20 protein-coding genes are annotated in these 20,508 nt (G+C 47.6%); 8 read left to right on the top strand and 12 right to left on the bottom strand.

Features of this window, described 5'->3' with window-relative positions:
- Positions 1-9 precede the first annotated feature (9 nt).
- Positions 10-729 (top strand): ABC transporter ATP-binding protein, encoded by a 720-nt coding sequence (locus tag HP568_RS17565; RefSeq protein WP_048035382.1) that lies wholly within the window; start codon positions 10-12, stop codon positions 727-729.
- Complete coding sequence (locus HP568_RS17570) at positions 726-1,913, top strand: ABC transporter permease (protein ID WP_048035381.1); 1,188 nt, start codon at positions 726-728, stop codon at positions 1,911-1,913. The genes HP568_RS17565 and HP568_RS17570 overlap by 4 nt, the downstream gene beginning before the upstream one ends.
- A gap of 148 nt (positions 1,914-2,061) precedes the next feature.
- On the opposite strand, the gene HP568_RS17575 is transcribed toward HP568_RS17570, so the two are convergent.
- Positions 2,062-2,610, bottom strand: coding sequence for an NADPH-dependent FMN reductase (locus HP568_RS17575; RefSeq protein WP_048035380.1), 549 nt, complete (start codon positions 2,608-2,610; stop codon positions 2,062-2,064).
- Positions 2,611-2,715: 105 nt separating this feature from the next.
- On the bottom strand, positions 2,716-4,608 hold the full coding sequence (locus HP568_RS17580; RefSeq protein WP_048035379.1) for a serine hydrolase domain-containing protein: 1,893 nt from the start codon (positions 4,606-4,608) through the stop codon (positions 2,716-2,718).
- 171 nt (positions 4,609-4,779) lie between these two features.
- Here HP568_RS17580 and HP568_RS17585 point away from each other — a divergent pair, with 171 nt between their 5' ends.
- Entirely contained in the window at positions 4,780-6,609 is a 1,830-nt protein-coding gene (locus HP568_RS17585) for a response regulator (protein WP_309142227.1), read from the top strand.
- A gap of 61 nt (positions 6,610-6,670) precedes the next feature.
- Positions 6,671-7,012 (top strand): zinc ribbon domain-containing protein YjdM, encoded by a 342-nt coding sequence (locus HP568_RS17590; RefSeq protein ID WP_007720328.1) that lies wholly within the window; start codon positions 6,671-6,673, stop codon positions 7,010-7,012.
- A 65-nt stretch (positions 7,013-7,077) separates the two neighbouring features.
- On the opposite strand, the gene HP568_RS17595 is transcribed toward HP568_RS17590, so the two are convergent.
- From HP568_RS17595 to HP568_RS17640, 10 genes are all read right to left on the bottom strand, one after another.
- Positions 7,078-8,142 (bottom strand): alpha-helical endospore appendage domain-containing protein, encoded by a 1,065-nt coding sequence (locus tag HP568_RS17595; RefSeq protein WP_173629780.1) that lies wholly within the window; start codon positions 8,140-8,142, stop codon positions 7,078-7,080.
- 206 nt (positions 8,143-8,348) lie between these two features.
- Positions 8,349-10,220: a glycosyltransferase gene (locus tag HP568_RS17600; protein ID WP_173629781.1), complete on the bottom strand. Its 1,872-nt coding sequence runs from the start codon at positions 10,218-10,220 to the stop codon at positions 8,349-8,351.
- Between the two features lie 26 nt (positions 10,221-10,246).
- Complete coding sequence (locus tag HP568_RS17605; RefSeq protein WP_048035376.1) at positions 10,247-11,170, bottom strand: MBL fold metallo-hydrolase; 924 nt, start codon at positions 11,168-11,170, stop codon at positions 10,247-10,249.
- Between the two features lie 28 nt (positions 11,171-11,198).
- On the bottom strand, positions 11,199-12,014 hold the full coding sequence (locus HP568_RS17610) for a hypothetical protein (RefSeq protein WP_173629782.1): 816 nt from the start codon (positions 12,012-12,014) through the stop codon (positions 11,199-11,201).
- A 34-nt stretch (positions 12,015-12,048) separates the two neighbouring features.
- Entirely contained in the window at positions 12,049-12,417 is a 369-nt protein-coding gene (locus HP568_RS17615) for an alpha-helical endospore appendage domain-containing protein (RefSeq protein ID WP_173629783.1), read from the bottom strand.
- Between the two features lie 64 nt (positions 12,418-12,481).
- Positions 12,482-12,826: an alpha-helical endospore appendage domain-containing protein gene (locus HP568_RS17620; RefSeq protein WP_173629784.1), complete on the bottom strand. Its 345-nt coding sequence runs from the start codon at positions 12,824-12,826 to the stop codon at positions 12,482-12,484.
- A gap of 227 nt (positions 12,827-13,053) precedes the next feature.
- Entirely contained in the window at positions 13,054-13,359 is a 306-nt protein-coding gene (locus HP568_RS17625; RefSeq protein WP_048035372.1) for an alpha-helical endospore appendage domain-containing protein, read from the bottom strand.
- A 313-nt stretch (positions 13,360-13,672) separates the two neighbouring features.
- Positions 13,673-14,422, bottom strand: a complete 750-nt coding sequence (locus HP568_RS17630) for a hypothetical protein (protein WP_254551313.1) — start codon at positions 14,420-14,422, stop codon at positions 13,673-13,675.
- A complete protein-coding gene (locus HP568_RS17635) occupies positions 14,373-15,074 on the bottom strand; it encodes a glycosyltransferase family 2 protein (protein WP_173629785.1) in 702 nt (233 codons plus the stop codon). Before HP568_RS17635 ends, HP568_RS17630 begins: the two co-directional genes overlap by 50 nt.
- Entirely contained in the window at positions 15,031-15,885 is an 855-nt protein-coding gene (locus tag HP568_RS17640) for a class I SAM-dependent methyltransferase (RefSeq protein WP_173629786.1), read from the bottom strand. Before HP568_RS17640 ends, HP568_RS17635 begins: the two co-directional genes overlap by 44 nt.
- 171 nt (positions 15,886-16,056) lie before the next feature.
- Here HP568_RS17640 and HP568_RS17645 point away from each other — a divergent pair, with 171 nt between their 5' ends.
- From HP568_RS17645 to HP568_RS17660, 4 genes are all read left to right on the top strand, one after another.
- Entirely contained in the window at positions 16,057-17,205 is a 1,149-nt protein-coding gene (locus tag HP568_RS17645; RefSeq protein ID WP_173629787.1) for a glycosyltransferase, read from the top strand.
- Positions 17,206-17,419: 214 nt separating this feature from the next.
- Positions 17,420-18,388 carry an ABC transporter substrate-binding protein gene (locus HP568_RS17650; RefSeq protein ID WP_048035368.1) on the top strand — a complete coding sequence of 323 codons (969 nt, stop codon included), beginning with the start codon at positions 17,420-17,422 and terminating at the stop codon, positions 18,386-18,388.
- Between the two features lie 86 nt (positions 18,389-18,474).
- On the top strand, positions 18,475-19,485 hold the full coding sequence (locus tag HP568_RS17655) for a FecCD family ABC transporter permease (RefSeq protein WP_173629788.1): 1,011 nt from the start codon (positions 18,475-18,477) through the stop codon (positions 19,483-19,485).
- A complete protein-coding gene (locus HP568_RS17660) occupies positions 19,482-20,465 on the top strand; it encodes a FecCD family ABC transporter permease (RefSeq protein ID WP_173629789.1) in 984 nt (327 codons plus the stop codon). The genes HP568_RS17655 and HP568_RS17660 overlap by 4 nt, the downstream gene beginning before the upstream one ends.
- The last annotated feature ends 43 nt before the right edge of the window (positions 20,466-20,508 follow it).

The following is a 20,508-nucleotide window of genomic DNA, read 5'->3' on the forward strand; positions in this document are numbered from 1 at the left end:
AGGATACATATGCTGAACATTGAGGGGTTAACCAAACAGTACAAGACGGATGAGCTGGAGCTGTTCGCTTTGCAAAATATCAATATCCACGTGGCTCAAGGTGAATTCGTGGCGATCGTGGGACCTTCTGGTTCCGGAAAATCGACGTTTATGAACATGCTGGGCTGTCTGGATCGGCCAACCTCCGGAGCGTATGTCTTGGATGGAATTGATGTTACGCAGTTGAAGGATAGTGGGCTGGCGCAAGTACGCAATCAAAAAATCGGCTTTGTCTTTCAATCGTTTCATCTGTTGCCACGTGCTACTTCGCTGCGAAACGTAGAGTTGCCGATGATGTATGCGGGCATCGGCATGACAGAACGCAAAAAAAGAGCGAAAGCGGCGTTGCAGCGTGTCGGACTCGGCCAGCGGATGGATCATAAACCAACGCAACTGTCCGGCGGTCAAAGACAGCGGGTAGCTATCGCCAGAGCGTTGGTTAACCAGCCAGCCATTTTACTTGCTGACGAGCCGACAGGGAATCTGGACAGTCGTTCCAGCATCGAGATCATGGCGATTTTTCAGGAGTTGCATGCGCAAGGGGTAACGATTCTCCTCGTCACGCACGAGGCGGATATCGCTCAGCATGCCGAGCGCGTCATTACGTTTCGAGATGGTCATATCATCCGAGATGAGCGAGTGGAGAAGCGCTTGTTTGCTACTCCGTCCGAGGAGGTGATCCTCACGTGAATTTACTCGAAAGCTTTCGTACGGCTCTAGAAGGGATTGGGACAAATAAGCTGCGTGCTACCTTGACGATGTCTGGGATCATCATCGGAATCATGTCTGTTATTGCTGTGATTACACTAGGAAACGGCAGTCAACAGGCCTATAACGATCAGTTGGAGAAGCTGGGTGCAACTAATTTCAGCGTTTATTTTGGCTGGGACCCGAGGCAAGGAAGCAAACTTACTGATTTGACAGTGGAGGATGCTTATGCACTTCCCCAACAATCGCCCTACATTGAAGCGGCCGTGCCGTTCGCCTCTTATTATGGAACGATTCGTGGCCCAAAAAAGGGGCAGGACGCAAATATACAAGGAACAAATGAGGATTTGTTAAAGGTTCAACCAAACTTGAAAATAGTTGCAGGCAGATATTTTACTAAGAGGGAAGTAAGAGAGGGGAAGCCTGTTATCGTTTTAACCGAAAAGTTAGCGGCAGGGCTTTTCGGGCGTGAAGACCCGATTGGCAAGCGTTTGACTTATGAAACAGCATCAGTCGTCGTTATTGGCGTGGTAAGGGAAGCCAAGCTGATGGTTGACAATGGTCGATCCGAGGGTGCCTATGTGCCGATTACCTTTCTGCACAATAAAGACGGGTTGAAGATGGTTCATACGATAACCGTAAAAGCCAAGTCGAAGGAAACGATGGAAGCAGCCAAGAGGCAGACAGAGAAGTACTTAAACCGCAGGCACGATCGCGAAAATTACTACCAAATCGATAGTATCGAGAACGCACTGGGGGAGATGGATTCCTTTTCCGGTACGCTCACCACGATCTTTAGCGTCGCAGCCGGGATTGCGCTGTTTGTCGGTGGGATAGGCGTCATGAACATCATGCTCGTATCCGTCACGGAGCGGACGCGGGAAATCGGCATTCGCAAGGCGTTAGGGGCGCGTTACGGAGATATTATGCTACAGTTTTTGATCGAATCGATGATCGTCTGCCTGATTGGCGGAACGATTGGCGTGCTGCTCGGTATCGGGACAGCCATGTTTGCCTCGCAATATGTCGAAGTGCCGCCGCTACTATCGTGGGAAAGTATCGTAATCGCCTTCGGGTTCTCCAGTGCCATCGGGATTTTCTTTGGGCTCTACCCGGCTCATAAGGCAGCCAGGCTCCATCCGATTGATGCGTTGCGATATGAGTGAGGAACGAAAAAGAAATGACTAGCAGATATCGCTGCTAGTCATTTTTTTAACGTATAGGAATTTATAAAATAAATTCCGGAGCGCATGGAAACTTTCCGCTAAAACGCGGTCGCTCCTCCTTGTAAAGGCCTCGATAGAGGTTTTCTTATTAGTCTCGAACTGATTGTAATGCCGTTGACCAACTGATCACTTGATTTAACATGTCGTTTACATGTGGGATGTGCAATTCGGATGGTTTAAAGACCGTGTAATTTTCAAAATCCGTAAATAGATTGAAGGCAGGTTGTGTACGAACGTCGGCAACCTGCAATTCCCCTAGGATTCCACGTAAGTGCTCAGCTGCACGAGTTCCGCCTGATGAACCGTAGCTGACGATACCAGCCGCCTTGTTGTACCATTCCTTGCGGGCGAGGTCGAGTGCGTTTTTTAATACCCCTGTGATGCTGTGGTTGTATTCGGCGGTAACGAATACGAATCCATCCAGACTGGATAGCTTTGCCGCCCATGCGGCTACTTGTTGCTCACCGCTCGGATCGCCAAAGAACGGTAAGTGAAAGTCCGCAATATCAACGATCTCATACGCTGCGTCTCCTCGTTGATCGGCAACTCCTTTGAGCCACGCACCTACTTGGGGACTGACTCGGCCTGGGCGAGAGCTGCCCAGAATAATCCCGATTTTTAAGCTAGAAGTACTCATTGTTCGTTCCTCCTTATGCGGCTTAGTTTAATGGTAGTTCTTTGGATCAAACATTATGCTTAAAAAAATGCCGCAACTGTAAAGCTCAGTTGCGGCCTCGGAGTCTTATGAGTAATGAATCGAAAGAAAGTTCCAGTAAAATAAATAGCCAGTATACAGGATAGAGAGTACCGCTGCTGCGCCATTCGCTACCTTCCAGCGATCGCGCTCCTTGGCTGTTCCGATTCGCAGGATCAAATATGCGGCGGCGGCCAACGAAACAATCGGTAGGGATGCAACCACGACTTGGTAGAAGGCCGGATAGCCATAGACAAGCTCTGCGTTTGCATAGGTGAATTGGATGATAAAAAATATGCCATGAAGTAGAGCCATAATCGGAACGATCTTCGAAATGGCGTGCGATTGTTTGCGCCATTTGCGTAGCCCGTAACGAGCGATCCAGACGAGCGAAAGAAGGATGAACACGATTCCGGGAATCACATACAGAGCCAGGAGAACAGGTGGACTTTCGATGAAGGAGATACGAGGGAGCGAAAAGTTCATCGGTCCTGTCATATAAAATGTCCCTTGTTCCTCATGAAAATATAGCTGCTCCTCGCCGCCGATCTCTTGAAAGAAATGATCGTCTACCTGTACAAACTTTTTCTCAAGGGATTGCTGTCCTTCATTCTGGAATAAACCAGTCACGGATATCGTCTGCCCATCCAATGCCTTCACTGTGTACGGGTAGCTACTGAGCAGCCGAAGCCCTTTGCCCCAGCCATTCTCAGGCGTCAGGGTAAGCAGATATTGACCTTCCAGCTTTTTTATTTCGTCTATGGTTCCAGCAACAGGAGTTAGGGGCTTGCGGACTTGCTCGGTCAGTAGCTTGTCGGTAAACGCGTTCACGACCTTGCCGTGCAGCTCCAAGCCCGGATGCGTGGCGTTCACCGTAACAAAGATGCCGATTGATTCTGAAGGAATTAGCACCATTTTCGAGATAAAGCCATCAATCCCACCGTTTGCCCATAGGGTAGGAATGCCGTTTTTCGTCTCTCCTTTAAAAAAGCCGTAGCCGATTCCGTACATGCGCTTATGGGCCGCGAATTGCTGGGCATGCATAAGCTGGACAGTTTCTGGTTTGAGCAGAGATGTGCCGTTATAGCTGCCGCCTGAAAGATGGGCGATCATATAGGGGGCGAAGTCGACGGGTGTCATATTAGCAGCACCACTCCCTGGGAAAATAATCCCCGAATAAGGAATCGTTTGATAGCCGTTTCCGTCGTAATAATAGCTTTTAGCCAGCTTGCTACTGTCTTGTGGGAGATACAATTCGGCGGAATCCATACCTAGCGGGCGGAAGATATTCTCCCGCATATAGTCATGCAAAGATTGGCCGGAAGCTTGTTCGATTACACTTCCTAACAATCCGGTGCCCGCATTACTGTATTGAAATTTGCTCCCTGGCGTGAAAATCGTCTCCTGCATCTGAAGCGTTTCATTTACGGTCTCGGTCGAGAATTCCGGTATCACACTCTGGCGGTTGTCTCTTTTATAAATCTTTTCATCTAGACCGGCTGTATGTGTGAGCAGGTGGTGAAGTGTGATCAGGCCGTAACGAGTATTGGTAATTTTGTAGTCTTTTAGGACAGTATTCAAATCTTCGCGTAAGGAAAGCTTGCCTTTTTCCACGAGCTGCATCGCTGCAGTAGCAGTAAGCGACTTGGTCACGGAACCGATTCGAAACACCGTACGCTCAGGATCAACGGGGATTTGCTGTTCGACGTCGGCAAAACCATAGCCTTTTTTAAAAATGATGCGATCTCCCTGGGTAATGACAATGGCTGCACCTGGGATATGCAAGTTGTGCATTTCCTTTTTCATGAGGGGATCAACTACTTGTTCGATGGAAGGAGTAGTAAGAGGGGAGCGAGCATTGACCACAGATAGGGGCTGTATCAGCATGAGGCAGGATACGAGCAGAACGGCAAACCATTTTCGTAGAGCAAATAATGTCATGTTTCATCACCTTTCGCGTTTTGCGTCAGTCAATTGTTGTAAGCCAGCGACAGGGATGAGTATAGGACGATGAGTGTCACGGTGAGAAGTAACAGAATGTCATGGTTTATCGTGATAGTAGCTGGGCGTCATCTGGGAATATAATAGAGAGAAAGTTTGGGTGTAGATGAGGTGTGCGAATTGCTTGCATTTGTTAAACGATGGTTATGGGTCGACTGGATGATCTTCACCATCCACTTTATGTGGGGATTGACGATTATTCTCGGTTTTGTCCGCCATCACGATCAATTGCCTTATCCGCTAGTGATTACATTGATCGTTTTGTTCTTCGTGCTTGTCGTCCCCAGTTGTTTGCGTCGATACTCTCGTAACCTATATTTGTTCGCTGAGATTATTTTGAGTGGAGGCTTGTGTATTGCCTTGAACTTCTTTTTTGAGGGAGTAAGATGGCAGTTTATCCCCATCGCTTTTCTCATCGGATATCACAGTGTGGGACGATCTTATCGCTGGACGGGACCATTGGCGATTTTGGCGATTCCGGTTCTTGTGGGCGAGGCAATTGGGTTTGATTTCGAGCCTATAGCCGTAAGCGATCTAATTGTGTACCATTTCGCGGCATATGCACTTGGTTTTGCCTTTCAATTGCTTAGCCGTATGCACAAGCAGAGCCTGATTATTCAAAACCAGAACCAGATATTGGAGCAATACGCTTCCCAGGTGGAGGAAATCACGCTGCTGGAAGAACGAAACAAAATGTCCAGAGAGCTGCATGACACGATCGGACATACGATGACATCGCTCATTATGGGGATGGAGATGCTTCGGTCTAAAATACCGGATACGGAGGCTAGCCGGCTGGACATGCTTTTGCAGATGGCCCGACAAGGTTTGGACGAGTCCAGAGGGATTTTCCACAAATGGGCTCAGAATGGCTATGAATCTGCTACGACCATGGAGTCCGCCTTCGTTGAATTGATCGGGCAATTTCAGGTGGCTACAGGGGTGTCCGTCAAGCTGCGTATGTACGGCGCTGAGTATGCGTTGAGCCGTTCCATGAAGCTGACTTTGTACCGCTGCTTGCAAGAAACACTGACCAATGCTGTGCGCCACGGAAAAGCATCACAAATTCAAGTGGGGCTATACTTTGAAGAAGCCCAGATTCGGTTGCAGGTAGAAGATAATGGGGAAGGAAATGGGACGATCGAATTCGGATTTGGTTTGCAATCGATGAAGGAAAGGCTGGAAGCACTTCAGGGACGATTATCGATCCATTGTATGGACGAGGGAGGTGTGACGGTCATTTGTAGTCTGCCAGCTATGCAGGCTGTACCAAGTGCAGGCATACGTATCCTGATCGTCGATGATCAGCCCTTTGTGAGGGAAAGTTTGCAGCTTGTTTTACAGAATCAGCAAGATTTGCAAGTTGTCGGGGTCGCAGAGAACGGCTTGATGGCACTAGACATCATTCCAAAAGAAAAGCCCGACGTCGTGCTTTTGGACGTTCAAATGCCTGTCATGGACGGGGCGAAGACATTACAAGCGATACGTGAGCGGTGGCCAGACATGCGTGTCATTATGTTGACGACCTTCGAAGAAACAGCCCTTGCGACGGAAACGCTAGGGAGTGGCGCGAATGGCTACTTGTTAAAATCGGTTAGTCCGGTCGAGCTCGTAGAGGCGATACGAGTTGTTCATCAGGGGGAAGCGTTGATTAACCATAAGATTGCGGATGTCCTTTTTAAAGAAATGCGCTTGCAGCAAGAAGAGCTGAATGGACTTCGCCAAAAGCAAGGACGCGAGTGTCCCTATGGGTTGACGGAACGGGAAAGAGGCATACTGGCCTCGTTAGTAGAGGGGCTTCGCATGAAAACAATCGCGGAGAAAATCTTTCTTTCTGAAGGAACGGTACGCAATTGTACCACAGTGATTTATGCAAAACTGGGTGTTAAGAATCGCGAAGAGGCCGTTAAAAAAGCACGGGACGAAGGGCTTACTGGTTAGGCCAGGTTTTCAGGCTAGTTTATGATAGAATGGACAGTATCGAATGGAGGTTATATCAAAGATGAGTCAATTGCCAAATTGCCCAAAATGTCATTCAGAATACACGTACGAAGATGGAAGCTCCTTGGTATGCCCGGAATGCAGCCATGAGTGGACGCTCCAAGCAGGCAACGATAACGGTGAAGATAACAAGGTCATCAAGGATGCGAATGGAAATGTCCTTAACGATGGCGACACAGTAACGGTCATTAAAGACCTCAAGGTAAAAGGAACTTCATTAGTTGTAAAAATAGGAACAAAGGTAAAAAACATTCGCCTGATTGATGGAGACCATGATATTGATTGTAAAATCGATGGTTTTGGCGCGATGAAGTTAAAATCGGAATTTGTGAAAAAGGTGTAATGGACGAGGAAAAGCTGACTGCATGGTAGAGTGCAGTCAGCTTTTTTCATAATGGCAGGGCCTCGTTAAGTGAGACGATGAATGGACCAGACGATACCCTCGCCGCCTCCACCTAAGTTGAGGTTGATGGTCAATCCATTGGCAACATAGAACAAACCGAGTGTATCATCTGCATTGAGTTGAACGTCACCCGCGAGTGTGACGGTTCCTGTCCCCAGAATGGTTCTTAATGTGAGTACGAGCGCAATGTTTACGTTGAGAACAGGGAAATCACCGATAATGAGACTTGTTGCAGTAGGGGTAAGTCTCCGTACTTCAAATGCAGGGGTGATTTCCGGGTCTAAACTAACGGTAATAGCTGCGCTTGTTTCATAGTTAATGGTTGCTTTGATGGCGTAAGTTCCAGTCGCTGGTACGGTGTAAGTGCCAGTCACAGGGTTGAAACCTGGACTACTATAGTAGGGGCTCGCTGTTGACCAGTTAACTAATTGGGAAGATGCGCTAAGGGTTACCGTTGATAAGAAGGCGGAGAAGTTTTCAGTGGTGAAAGCAGGTCCAGTTGCCCCTGTTGCCCCGGTAGCGCCAGTTTCTCCGGTGGCACCAGTCGCTCCAGTAATCCCCGTCGCACCTGTATCCCCGGTGGCACCCGTCACACTAATGCCTGTGGCCCCTGTCACGCCCGTCGCTCCAGTAATACCAACGCCTGTGGCCCCTGTCGTGCCCGTCGCTCCAGTAATACCAACGCCCGTGGCCCCTGTCGTGCCCGTCGCTCCAGTAGTACCAACGCCCGTCGGCCCTGTGGCCCCCGTATCCCCCGTTATGCCAACTGTGCTGCTGGATGGAACAGACAGGATATTGTCCAGTTTCGATTGCAATAGCATTTCTTTTCTCGTAACGTCTTGCAAGGTTTGGCGTACACTTGCATTCACCAGAAGAAGATCACTTAACGAAGCAGGAACAGTCAAGCCTGGTAGTGTACCAATGGCATATTGCAATCTTTCTGCTTCTGCATGAATAATATGCCCGAGGCTAAGCTCTTCGATGGCGATGGAAGTAAGGAGGAGATTGATAGCATCGTCTCTCGTTACAGTAATGGTGGGAGTAATATTGGGAATATTGGCTTGAGACATGGCATTCATCCTTCCTGTTCAAAAACTCATCACTATGGTATGAAGCCTTATCTGTGCGCGTGCCTGGCTGTATAGAAACAGAAAAAAGCCAATCCGATTTCCAGTTTGGCTGTTGTATTAACCGGTAAGCACCGTGCTCATCAAAAAATAGACCACCATTGCATTCACCCACAGGGTGGGTAACTTTTTCATGGTCACGAGGGGAGTCAGGTCAGAGACTCAAAATATCTTTTGTTGTAAAGAATGCTAGGGTGAGTTGGGTTATAAGAGTAGGCAATATCATTGTGGTGACGTGATTTTTCGTTATCCCCCATTTGAGAATAGCACAAGCAGAGTTGAAGATGAGGTAGCCAGGTCCAGGAAACGTGGTCGATGTGTGCGAGCTTTTCAGCAGGTCGCTCTACTTTTGTAGCGAGATCATACCAAAAAATTGCCAGCGGCCAATTTTTATCTTCGACGTGAAAGGCTCCGATCTGACAGCACGCTTCCGCCCGTGGGCGATCGTAGTTGAACGTACGATAGAGCGACGACAGAACATTTTGTCTCTCGTATAGATGGGAATAGCAACTCGCCAACTTCAAGCAAGCGTTAATGTTGTCCTCTACCCAGCCTTGTTGGGTGTTCAGGAACTTCGTGTAAAAAGTAATGGCTTCTTCATGATACTGATTGTCGCGTAATTCATTCGCATAATAGTACAAGTCCCGTGGAGAGAATTCTTCCCCTTTGGCATCCCTGCGTCGATAGATTTGCAGATTGCGGTCCGTGTATTCCTTCTGCTTGTTATGCGTGATGGATATGTCACTGTTGATGACGTTTCCGCTCACTTCCAAATACTCATGGACAGGTCCGATCCAGCGAAAACCGCGGTCGCGTTTTACGAGGCGATTGCGGCGAATGCTGTATGCCACATTCCCATTGCTGTCTACAGAAAGGTTGTAGTTCATCGTGACACTGTCGATGCTGTAATTCAACGTAAACTTCAACTCGCGGAAGAGCTGCCGATCTTTCTCCAGAAGGATATCGTCTGCATCCAGCCACAAAATATAGGGGCATGTTGCCTTGCTGAACGCATAGTTGCGTGCGGCTGAAAAATCATCAATCCACTCAAAATCATAAAGGGTGCAGCCATAGTTGGACGCAATTTCTTTCGTGCGGTCTGTTGAACCCGTGTCGACGATAATGATTTCATCGACGAGATCCGCAACGGTGGAGAGGCAACGCTCCAGAGCGTCTTCTTCATTTTTGACGATCATGCATAAACTGATTGAAATCTGACTCGATTTCCCCGCTGTCATACCATTTTTTTTGCGATACTCACTTACTCCTGCCAGATCCGACTGACGGTAGATGTGGTACCCAGGAAGATGCGTATCCACATGTAAAGAAAAGCCCATAGCTACAGCCCGAACGCAAAAATGCCGATCTTCTCCCCAGAACGACAAGTTCGCTATTCGTTTAAAGCTGACGCCTGCCTCCAAGACCTTTCGATGGATTAACGTGCATGCACCGAGGCCGCCTACCTCATACACACCCGGTTTACGCAGCATCTCTAAAAAGTTTTGGTTCTCCGCTGATTCGGACGCGCCTTCGCGTGTCAACGTGTATTGGTCCATCAGCCAAACTTGAGGAAGCTCAATCGTATCAGGCTGCCAACGTGTCCAATAGATGTTGGAGATAATATCTTTATTGGCTTGAAGCAATTGTTGCAGGGTGTGAGGGTGTAAAACGAGATCGGAATCGATCAAAAACAAGTAATCGAACCCCTCTTTGAGCGCATAGGAGATAATCGTATCTTTCATTTCCGCTACTTTCCAAATATTTCGTTCCGTCCAATAATGAGTCATTTCATTTCGGACATACGTGTCATCGTCTGTGTTTTTGAGGATGACGGTTCGTTTGTTCTCCTTCTCGAAATCAGCCAAGAGTGTACTGGATAGTGGGTCTTTGTTATCGTCAATGAACATGTAATGAACCAGTTCGTTTTTGGTAGTCAGCTCCGTGAGGGATGGAAGGAATTCCTCCAAAATGATCGGGAATTGTTGAATAGGACTACCGATTAAAATACGTTTTTTTCCCATGGTACACCCCCATATATAGCCTTTGTTCACGTGGTTGCCGCAGGTTTGCTAAATAGCAGTAAACCATTGTCCACTTTTGCGACAATTCGGTTCTCTTGCTGTAGCTCTTTTAAATAAGAACGGATAATCGAAGTAGTCAAACCGTAGCGGTGCAAGTCATCTTCAAACTCATACTTTTTCATGACTTTTTGGACTACTTGTTCGAGAGTGCTTGGCTGCTCATGAATCCATGCTTCAAGAAAAGCAGAGGTGTCTTTCATAAGGGTGAGATGCTTGTTAATTAAACCTGTGACTGTCTTAAAGGGTCCACCATGGTACAGCACATAAGCGTTCAATTTCATCGTCGAGAGCTTCTTGAAGCTTCTTCTGGCAGCACTCGGATCGTTAAAAAAAAGGAGATCCTGCTTGTTCAATGTTTTGGGACCAAATAAGGCATCGCCGCAATAAAGGACATGATCAGGGGTAATAATGCCGACCATTCCCGGCGAATGTCCAGGCAAGGAGACGATTTTGAATGGAATGGAATGGACGTGAAAGATACCATCGGTAGATGGCAGATAATCTGTTACTAGCGCATGAGCATTCCTTTTGTTTTGATCAGGCTCCGTATCAGCCCCTCTACCTGCGTCGAAAACGAAGGGCTCGAGATGCGGATTTTCAATGAGATAGGAGGCGAGATGTGTCGCGTAGATGCGAAGGTTGGGGAACCTCTTTTTCAAATAGAGATTGCCACCATAATTAACAGCGTGACCATGTGTATGAACTACGGCAAGGATTTGATACCCTCGATCGCTGATTTTCGTACATACTTTCTCGATAACAGTGGCATTCGGTCCGCTATCAATGCAAACAGCGGTTTTGCTGGACCTATCCAAATAGACACCGATCCCGTATTTACCGGAGACTACATAACTATTGCCGGCCACTTCGATCAATTCCAAACGATCCATATCCCTTACTCCTTCATTAGATTCAGGTTCATATGTGGATGACCTTGGTGACATTGCCGATACGTACCTTTACGGAGTTCGGTACAAAGGGAGGCTTTGCAGGTGCAGACACTCGCTTTGCCTGCATTTTTTTCTGGCCTCGCACTTTCGCCACGTTTGTTACAGGCTTGGGACGCTTGGGTTTGCTTTTGTTTTTATCGAGAGTAGGGATGGAGGCAGCCTGTGCTACTAATGGGGGTTTTGAACGTACTGATTTCCGGTTGTTGGCTGTATCAATGCGTGCGTTGTTTGTGAGCAATGGAGGGGTTGGGGGAGGCATAGGTGGAGCGTCAGTAGTTTTCGTTTGCTCACCTGGATCCAGCAGTATCGGTTCGTCGCATGGTAATTCTTCTTCCAGCTCCAATTGGATCGGCTTGTCGTAGTGGGAATTCTCTTCCGGTTCCATAGACTTTGCTTGGTGATGGGAATGGCCTTCTATCGAGTAAAACGATTGTAATTGCCGCAGATGATTTTCAATCAAGGTGGCGATTTGTTTATGTGGAAACCCCCATGTCTTTACCAATTCCGATAACTGGGCAATCGCAGCAAGGACATGTGTGTACATTTCACTAGTGGGATGGAAAGGGTTACGCGATTCAAATAGGAGGCTGTGAGCAATCTGCTTGTTATGTATGTGGGTATGCAGTCTGACGAGCAGATTGAACATCGTTGATATTTGGTAGCCAAACAGCATGAGCTCGTAATCTTTGGCATGATGAAAGCGGGATTCCAATCCTTTGACCAACTGGACGATGGAATAGGTCAGCTTTAGAACGGTTTGGTCATCGATACCTCTGTTCTTCATGGCAATTGACCTCGAATTCTGAAATGATCAATCGTTAATAGTCGATGGTGAAGTCGTCTTCCAATTCATCCCCGAAATCGGATTCTTCCATCTCAAAATTTGATGTAAGCGCCACAGGGTACATGTGAATGGCTGCATCCAGCTTTTTTAACAAAAGCCACTCAGCCATCAGAACCGAATCCAGAATCGAAATGACTGTACGATTAAAGGTGATGATCTCATCATTAGAGGGGGTGTTGGGGAAGTCCAGATTTTTGCCAACGAAAGCAAGGGCTTTGTCAGCTTCGGCGTTTAGCAATCTGGACAAGGCTTCTTCCTCTAGGGCAATAGATTGCAGCAAATGACTCAAAGCTTCTTCGCGTGTAGGCACAGCGTTTGATGGAACTTTATCCCGTAAGGTCATCATCATCCCTCTTCAATAAAATTATGATCCCGTGAAAAGCAGTGTAAGTAGTGAGGGCTATTCTTTAAAGGCATGGAAGGTCGGGTAAGTCATCGTGCTGATGCTCATGATTATTTTGCATCTGTTGCATCTGCTCCAGCTTGATAATATCCTCCAGCCTGAATTGTAGGAGCATCTCGGTCTTGATGACATTGCGCAGCATTCGTTCTACGCTGTTGTTTAAGGTAAGCGCATCATTGAGCGAGAGGCATTGCTCCTTCACTATCTTTTGGATCTTTTCTCCCTCTGCATTAATAATGTGAGAAAGTCCGATTTCCTCCAGCGCAATGGAGGTGAGGAGCAAATTTAATACTTCGTTTCGTTTCAATATGATTTCCGGTGTTATATTAGGGACCGTGGGCATTGTCATCCGTTATCTACATCCTTTATGTGTATGATTTTGGATACAAAATAAGACTAGCCCAAAGAAGAAGGCGATCTGCTTCCCTTTATTTGCACAGAACGCCTTCGGGCAAGTTTCTTGCAACAAAAACGATAGAATCGTCATAGGATCGCGTGATTGATAGTGAATAAATGGAAACTTCCTCGCAGTACATGTTATGTAACCGCGATCTTAATATGACAACTTAATCGTATTCAGGTGCCCGGGATAATGTTAACCACACTTTCCAGCTTGAATTGCGAGAGCATATCTTTTTTGATGACATCTTGCAGCGTTCTGTGAACACTGTTGTTAACGGCAAGAATGTCAGAGATGGTGGGGACGACCCCAGGCGTAATCCCTAATGTACCTACCACAAATTGGAGTTTTTCTGCCTCTGCATTTATGATTTGCGCCAAAGCCAATTCTTCCAGAGCAATGGATGTCAGCAGTAAAGAGACGGATTGCTCAATCGTAACGGAAATTGTGGGGGTAATGTTAGGAATGGTAGGTTGAGACATGAGATCACCTCTTTGAAGTAATGGGTAACTATTTTACTCGTTCGGCTATCGCTTATTTCTAAAACGTGAGCGCTAGCTATTCCCCCCTTCGTTTTAACTACGGTAAGTGTATGCATAGGTGTGTGTCCCACTGAACTGTTTATTGGTACACCATGCGCAAGGAAGAGAGGAAAAGGAAAAGCCCGGATCGATTGACCCGGACCAGTGGTATTCTGATAGTTTCCAATTTGAATGGCAGGAGCATATCTTTTTTTTATGATATTTTGTATCGTTTGACGAACGCTTGCATTGACGAGCAGGATGTCGGAAAGTGTTACGGCTGGTTCGAGCCCTGGAGCCTTACCAATACCCAGCGACGATTTCCGACTATCTCGCGAAAAAGTTCTTCGTAGTGATAGATTTTTCCGAGATGAGCCAGAAAGGGATAGTGATCAAAATCATCTACGAGCACAAGCGCATCTGGTTTGAGCGTGTCAACAAATAGTGGATAGGCAAGAGAGCGACCGTTGCCATGCGGACCGTCTACAACCATGACATCTACAGAATGACCGGAAAGCGATAGTTGGTCCAAATCGGCGTAAAAGGCATTTTGAATGGAAAAATGATCGAATTGATTCTCGGGCACACGCTGTCCGATGGCAGGCCACAAGCTCCTGCTCTTTGCAGGATTGTCGTAGACCTTGTTCCATTCCTCTTCGGATAGTTGCTTCAAAGAGCTGGTCACCAAAGCGACATGCGGTACATCCCCTAGGCTCTCCTTGATTTCCTTTGCACGAATCGGATGATGCTCCACAATAGTTGCTTGGACCCGGAGCAGCTCAAGCTCGCCAAGTGATTTCCAAAACAGAGCGGAGTCACCCCCACCCAACTGAAGCACCTGGCACTCCTCATTTTCTTTGTTGATATGACGGCATGCATGTACGAGTGCCTGTTTATTCAACGTGAGTGAGTTGTATCGCCAGTGATTACAATTGGACTGCTGCAAGGCTTTTTCAATATCGCGAATGATCATCTTATTCAACCCATTCCAGCAAATTGGGATGTTGATCCAAGATGGATTCATACTGTTCCTTCCAGCCATATCTGGCGTCGGGGTCGAGGAGCTGATAACGGTTGTATTTGCTTTGTCTGTCTTCGAGTCGGGCCCAGCCGAAATGTTTCACACGTGATGGATGGCACAAGTAAGGGAACTGGTTGATCGAGAGAGGAAATCTGCCGCAATGCTGAGGGGTTTCCCTCCATATATATAGGAAGTCAGGGCGGTACTTGACCATAAAAGGACGGTAGTAATGATGGGCGTTCCAATACTCATCTTCGCGATAATGCGCCTCGCTCCACATATCGTACAAACGAAAGTAGATCGCCTCGTATGTCTGCTGTTCCAAAATATCGGAAACCTTCGAAGGGAAGGAGCTATCCATGATTTCATCGGCGTCCAGATTCAAAATCCATCCTGGATCAGTCTGGATCGTTTCTTGCCATTGTTGTTTGCGCAAGGAGACCTCATTGGAAAACTGAGAGATAGCGTTTTGAACCAGATGAAGCGGAATGTCCTTGAGAACCTCTCTACAGAGATCCACGGTATGATCGGTACTGCCATCGTCGATGATGACGGCTGCGTCAATAAAATCTTTATGTGCTTCCAACGCGCGTCTCAAATAGCGATTGTCTTCATTTTTCACAATCATGGAAAGAGTTAGTTTGGCTCTGGTCATCTACGTGCTGCACCTCCTGCGCTTGTCGTGTTGCAATGCAGAAGATTTCATGGATCGGTAAAGGTGTTTGCGTGGTCTTGCGCAGATGGTTTTCCAAGCGGTTTGTTTCTTCTCGAGAAAAGATGGAGAGAACCTCCCAGCCACCTTGATGAAGCAGTGAGATCAGATTGTCACGGGAGTAATGAAAGAGGTGGTCATTCTCGGTATACAGTGGGGAATACACCCCAAACAATTTATTGGTGAACGAATTTTTATTCGGCACACTAAAAATGATCTTTCCTTCTGGTTTCAGAAACCCCTTCAATTCTTCAAGGTATTGCTTCGGATGCGAAATATGCTCAAAGACGTGACAAAAAACGATGGCATCAAACGTACCCATGTGTTCGGGGGCGAGAACAGAGGAGTTCCATAACGAATGAACCAGTTGTAACCCATACCGGTCTTGGGCGTATGCGCATGATTGGTGTGACGGCTCCACTCCAACAACCTCCCACCCAGCCTCACGAGCAAGGAATAACAACTCTCCTGTTCCTGGACCTATTTCGAGCAGCTTCCCTTTTTCCGCAAACCACATATCGAGCAGCAATGTATGAAAGATCGCATGTTCCGTAAATGTATTTTTGGCGTATTGATCCCGCATGGAAACCCTACTCGCATCATAAATGTCGGCAACCAGCTGTGTCACGTTGACTTGATCGAGGTGAGGTTGAAAAACGAGATCACAATCTTTGCACGTAAGTAGCGAGAAGGTAGCGTACTGGTGGAAAAGCGCAACCTGAGAGCTGTTGCACAAAGGACATGAGTCATGCATGGATACGATCCCTGCTTTCTTGTGATATCTGCCTACAACTGCCTATGCGCGGCTCCAGCAAATGGTTCGAAAACCAAGGGAATGGTGCCGTTCTGAAAGGGGCAGTCCGCTCATAGAGTAAAGGGGGGATAGACACGATCTCAGTGATGTGGGTCAAAGGAGATGAGCAGCATGTCTGAGGCGCCCAAAATTTCCTTATGTATGATTGTAAAAAACGAAGAAGAGTGCCTTCACAAGTGCTTGGAAAGCGTGAAAGATCTTGTGGATGAAATGATTATCGTAGACACGGGGAGTACCGACAAAACGGTAGAGATAGGCAAGTCATTCGGAGCGGTCGTGCATTCGTATGAGTGGCAGGATAACTTCGCAGAAGCGCGAAACTTTGGACTGGAAAAAGCAACAGGCGACTGGATTTTGTGGATGGATGCCGATGAGGAAATGAATAAGCAAGACAGCACGAAATTAAAAGAGCTGCTTCGCGGTCAAGAGGATTCTCTTTTTTATATCCATCTAATCAATTACATTGGAGATGAATTAAATGAAGACGATGCTTTTCATATCGCTCACTCACGTTTGTTTCGCAATGGCATCGGTTTTCGCTTCCATTTTCCCATCCATGAAACGCTCAACGTAGAAGAGGTTCTTCCCAATCTGACTGAAGATCTCCATATTCAAATCTTGCCTGTACGGATATACCATTACGGCTACATGAATGAATTTACTGGCAGAAAGAACAAATTCGAGCGCAATATTCAGCTACTCATGAAAGAATTGGAAAAGGAGAACCACTCTCCATGGATTGAGTATCATCTTGCCAGTGAATTCTCACGGATCCAGGAGCATGAGAAAACGTTCAAGTTCGTGAATCTGTCTATTATCGGGTTTCTCGAAAACCATATGATGCCGCCTTCGCTTCTTTATAAGCTCAAATACTCTACGTTGATCTCGATCGGCAGTGCTGAGGGAGCGTGGCCAGGAATTGAAAAGGCCATCGAGATTTATCCTGACTACGTTGATTTGCATTTGTACAAAGGGATCATTCAGTATTTGAAAAAGGACTATAAACGAGCATTGATGACGTTCGATCATTGCTTGGAGCTAGGTGAGAGCAACATTCGGCATCTGACCTTGAGGGGATCGGGAAGTTTTCACGCCTGGTATTACAAAGGGCTTTGCTACGAAGGATTGGGTCAAGTGGAGGAGGCTGTGGCAGCTTATCAGTCGGCGATGGCGATGGCGGGGAATCATGCGCCTGCCAAGGAAGCACTGGAGAAGCTGAGCGCGACGACTAAAGTAAGTTATACGCCAAACAACAAATAGTATCGTGGCGAAAAGCCGTTTACGTCGATGGTTCAGGCGTAACGGCTTTTTTTCGTAATGGCAGAGCGTGAACAAAATGACGTTAATCACCTTTATTGCGGTAAAAGGTTTAATTAGCATAATGTTTCATTTGCGGGAGTGGATTGTTACAATAAAAAACGCATTTCGTCGGTAATAATAATCATTATCAATTACATCGAGTGAGGGACAAAAGATGAAGCGAACAAACGGAATAAAACGTCTCGGTCATATGCTTTGGACGCTTGCACTGGCAGGTACGGTATTGCTGACCGGGTGCGGCAGCGCAGAGCAAAAACAGCCAGCAGCAGGTCAAGATAGTGCACAAACCGCACAAAAGCGCATCGTGAAACACGAGCTGGGCGAAACGGAAATTACGGGAGACCCGAAAAGAGTCGTCGCGTTGGAGTACTCCTTTGTAGACGGGCTATGGGAGCTGGGAGTGACGCCTGTAGGAATCGCGCAGGAGAAGGATAAGGACGTAGAAGGATTGATCGGCAAAAAAATCGAGTATACCCCTGTGGGGACTCGCCAGCAGCCGAGTCTGGAAGTCATCAGCTCGTTGCAGCCGGATTTGATTATCGGTGATTTGAATCGACACAAGGACATTTACAAGGAGTTGCAAAAAATCGCACCGACGATCATTTTGAAAAGCCGCAACTCGACATATCAGGAAAACTTGAGCTCGTTTGCCACGATTGGGGAAGCGCTGAACAAGCAAAAAGAAGCAGAACAACGCCTGATCAAGCACAAGGAGATCATCGCAGAGTTTAAGAAGAGAGTACCTGCCGGGGATTCCCGCAATGTCATGCTGGGTGTATTCCGCGCAGATTCGCTGTCTGCACATGGTGCGAAATCGTTTGATGGCGAATTGCTTGAAATGATTGGAATCAAAAATGCGATTCAGGATGCGGCAGAACCAACGGTAAAAATCAGTCTGGAGCAAATGGTGCAGTGGGACCCAGATGTGATTTTCCTGGCGGAGGCTGATGATGCGCTGTTGAACGAGTGGAAGCAAAATCCGCTCTGGAACAATATCACCGCTGTCAAAAATCAGGAAGTACACAAAGTAAATCGTGACCTCTGGACACGCTATCGCGGACTGAAATCCGCAGAACGCATTGTGGAAGAGGCAGTGAATCTCTTATATAGCAAGGCAAAATAACATACGATGCAAATTCTGGAAAGACCGATCTTTGATCTGGTCTTTTCCGTGTTCCTGCACGTGGTAGTTGATCGAGGTGGCTTGTATTGCAGAAAACAACAACACGACAACGAAAAGGTACCTTTGTCCTCGTTACAATCGGGTTGGCAATCCTCTTGTTCATTGGGTTGTTGCTGAGCTTGTTTACCGGAGTAGCTTCGTTGCAAATTCGATCATTGGTGACGCATTGGCTATCGGGTGAATACTCCAAGGAGCTCTTGATTTTCCAAACCATCCGCGTTCCGAGAGCTGTGCTGGGAGCCATCATCGGGGCGAATTTGGCTGTGGCAGGAGCCATGATGCAGGCCGTTACTCGCAATCCACTGGCATCCCCGCAAGTATTTGGCGTGAATGCAGGGGCTTGTCTGGTGGTCGTACTCGCGATTGTGTTTTTACCGGATATCGGGAAGGCCAATCTCATCTATTTTGCATTTGCTGGAGCGATTCTCGGGGGACTTGTTGTCTTTGGATTTGCAGCTTCCCGCGGGATGACCAATCTCAAGATCGCTTTGGTAGGAATGGCCATCCACCTGCTGCTCACCTCCATTACGAAGGGAATGATTATTTTTAACGAACACATCTCGAATGTATTGTACTGGTTGTCTGGCTCCATCAGCGGAGCGGCTTGGACGGATGTGCAATTGATTTTGCCGTGGTCGATGGCGGGACTCCTGCTGGCGATTTGGCTTTCCGGCTCTTTGTCTGTGTTTCGACTGGGGGAGGAAGTCGCGATGGGGTTGGGACAAAAAATCGCCCGCGTCCGACTGCTGTCTTATGTTGTGGTCGTTATTTTGGCAGGTGCCTCTGTTGCTGTCGCCGGAGCTGTCGGATTCGTCGGACTGATGGTTCCGCATATCGCAAGGAGGCTCGTGGGTACGGACTATCGGGTCGTTATCCCTGTGTCTGCGCTTGGTGGCGCTGTCTTGGTTACTTATTCCGATGTCCTGGCTCGCTTGATTTCCTATCCGTTTGAGTCTCCTGTAGGAATTGTAACGGCTCTTCTGGGAACCCCGTTCTTCCTGTACTTGGCGAGAAAAAAGGGGAGGGAAATGGTATGACTTCGAGAAAAAGCCCCCTGCTCCTGATGGGCCTCGGTGCCTTAGTCTTAGTGGCAGCATTGCTTAGCATGGGAATCGGCCCGATCTTTATCAGCCCTGATCAAATGATCCGGGTGATCATGGGAGAATCATCGTCGCTTACGTTTATGATTGAAAACTATCGATTGCCGCGGGCGTTGCTCGCGATTCTTGCCGGAGCGGGCTTCGCGATCGCTGGTGTGATTTTGCAAGGAATGATCCGTAATCCGCTGGCATCTCCAGATGTCGTAGGGGTAACCAAAGGCGCGGGCTTGTTTGCGGTTGTGGTCATCATTCTGTTTCCGACCGCTTCACCGCTACTTCTCCCGATTGTCGCGTTTTTGGGAGCACTGGCAGTAGCGATCGCCCTCATCTATTTCGCTCGGAAAAGCGGTGCACAGCCAACTACGTTTGCCTTGGTCGGCATGGGAGTAGGGGCGATCTGTCAAGCGTTGACGGAATTCATCATGGTGAAGTATCCGATGCAAGCCAATGATTCTCTTGTTTGGCTGGCAGGGAGCTTGTGGGGGAAAGGCTGGGATGAAATTTACGCTTTGCTGCCGTGGTTGCTCGTATTCATTCCCATTAGCCTTGCTATGCATCGAAAGCTGGACATTATCAGTCTGGATGAAGGTAGCTCCACGGGGCTCGGACTGAATGTCGTGCGAACACGCTATGTACTCTTGCTGCTCGCCGTTGCATTGGCAGGCGCCTGTGTAGCGGCGATCGGCTCGATCGGCTTTGTGGGATTAATTGCGCCACATATGGCGAGGAAGCTGTTCGGTCATCAGCATCGTTATCTGTTGCCAGGTGCGGCTGTTTTGGGAGCGTTGATTCTCGTCATTGCAGATGCATTGGGGAGGGGATTGAATCCTCCGATCGAGATTCCTGCGGGTATTGTGACGGCGGTCATCGGTGTTCCTTACTTCTTGTATTTGGTGCGTCAAGAGAAGAAAAAGTAAAATGAAAAGCCATCTTTTCCTCTAGCTTTGGAGAGGAAGATGG

The organism is Brevibacillus sp. MS2.2, assembly GCF_013284345.1.
GTDB classification, from domain to species: domain Bacteria; phylum Bacillota; class Bacilli; order Brevibacillales; family Brevibacillaceae; genus Brevibacillus; species Brevibacillus brevis_C.

What these genes read in the sequence shown, in the direction of transcription:
- HP568_RS17565 (WP_048035382.1), top strand. Translation starts at nt 10, where the DNA reads ATGCTGAACATTGAGGGGTTAACCAAACAGTACAAGACGGATGAGCTG.
- HP568_RS17575 (WP_048035380.1), bottom strand. Translation starts at nt 2,610, where the DNA reads ATGAGTACTTCTAGCTTAAAAATCGGGATTATTCTGGGCAGCTCTCGC.
- HP568_RS17580 (WP_048035379.1), bottom strand. Translation starts at nt 4,608, where the DNA reads ATGACATTATTTGCTCTACGAAAATGGTTTGCCGTTCTGCTCGTATCC.
- HP568_RS17590 (WP_007720328.1), top strand. Translation starts at nt 6,671, where the DNA reads ATGAGTCAATTGCCAAATTGCCCAAAATGTCATTCAGAATACACGTAC.
- HP568_RS17595 (WP_173629780.1), bottom strand. Translation starts at nt 8,142, where the DNA reads ATGTCTCAAGCCAATATTCCCAATATTACTCCCACCATTACTGTAACG.
- HP568_RS17600 (WP_173629781.1), bottom strand. Translation starts at nt 10,220, where the DNA reads ATGGGAAAAAAACGTATTTTAATCGGTAGTCCTATTCAACAATTCCCG.
- HP568_RS17605 (WP_048035376.1), bottom strand. Translation starts at nt 11,170, where the DNA reads ATGGATCGTTTGGAATTGATCGAAGTGGCCGGCAATAGTTATGTAGTC.
- HP568_RS17610 (WP_173629782.1), bottom strand. Translation starts at nt 12,014, where the DNA reads ATGAAGAACAGAGGTATCGATGACCAAACCGTTCTAAAGCTGACCTAT.
- HP568_RS17615 (WP_173629783.1), bottom strand. Translation starts at nt 12,417, where the DNA reads ATGACCTTACGGGATAAAGTTCCATCAAACGCTGTGCCTACACGCGAA.
- HP568_RS17620 (WP_173629784.1), bottom strand. Translation starts at nt 12,826, where the DNA reads ATGACAATGCCCACGGTCCCTAATATAACACCGGAAATCATATTGAAA.
- HP568_RS17625 (WP_048035372.1), bottom strand. Translation starts at nt 13,359, where the DNA reads ATGTCTCAACCTACCATTCCTAACATTACCCCCACAATTTCCGTTACG.
- HP568_RS17630 (WP_254551313.1), bottom strand. Translation starts at nt 14,422, where the DNA reads ATGAATCCATCTTGGATCAACATCCCAATTTGCTGGAATGGGTTGAAT.
- HP568_RS17635 (WP_173629785.1), bottom strand. Translation starts at nt 15,074, where the DNA reads ATGACCAGAGCCAAACTAACTCTTTCCATGATTGTGAAAAATGAAGAC.
- HP568_RS17640 (WP_173629786.1), bottom strand. Translation starts at nt 15,885, where the DNA reads ATGCATGACTCATGTCCTTTGTGCAACAGCTCTCAGGTTGCGCTTTTC.
- HP568_RS17645 (WP_173629787.1), top strand. Translation starts at nt 16,057, where the DNA reads ATGTCTGAGGCGCCCAAAATTTCCTTATGTATGATTGTAAAAAACGAA.
- HP568_RS17650 (WP_048035368.1), top strand. Translation starts at nt 17,420, where the DNA reads ATGAAGCGAACAAACGGAATAAAACGTCTCGGTCATATGCTTTGGACG.
- HP568_RS17660 (WP_173629789.1), top strand. Translation starts at nt 19,482, where the DNA reads ATGACTTCGAGAAAAAGCCCCCTGCTCCTGATGGGCCTCGGTGCCTTA.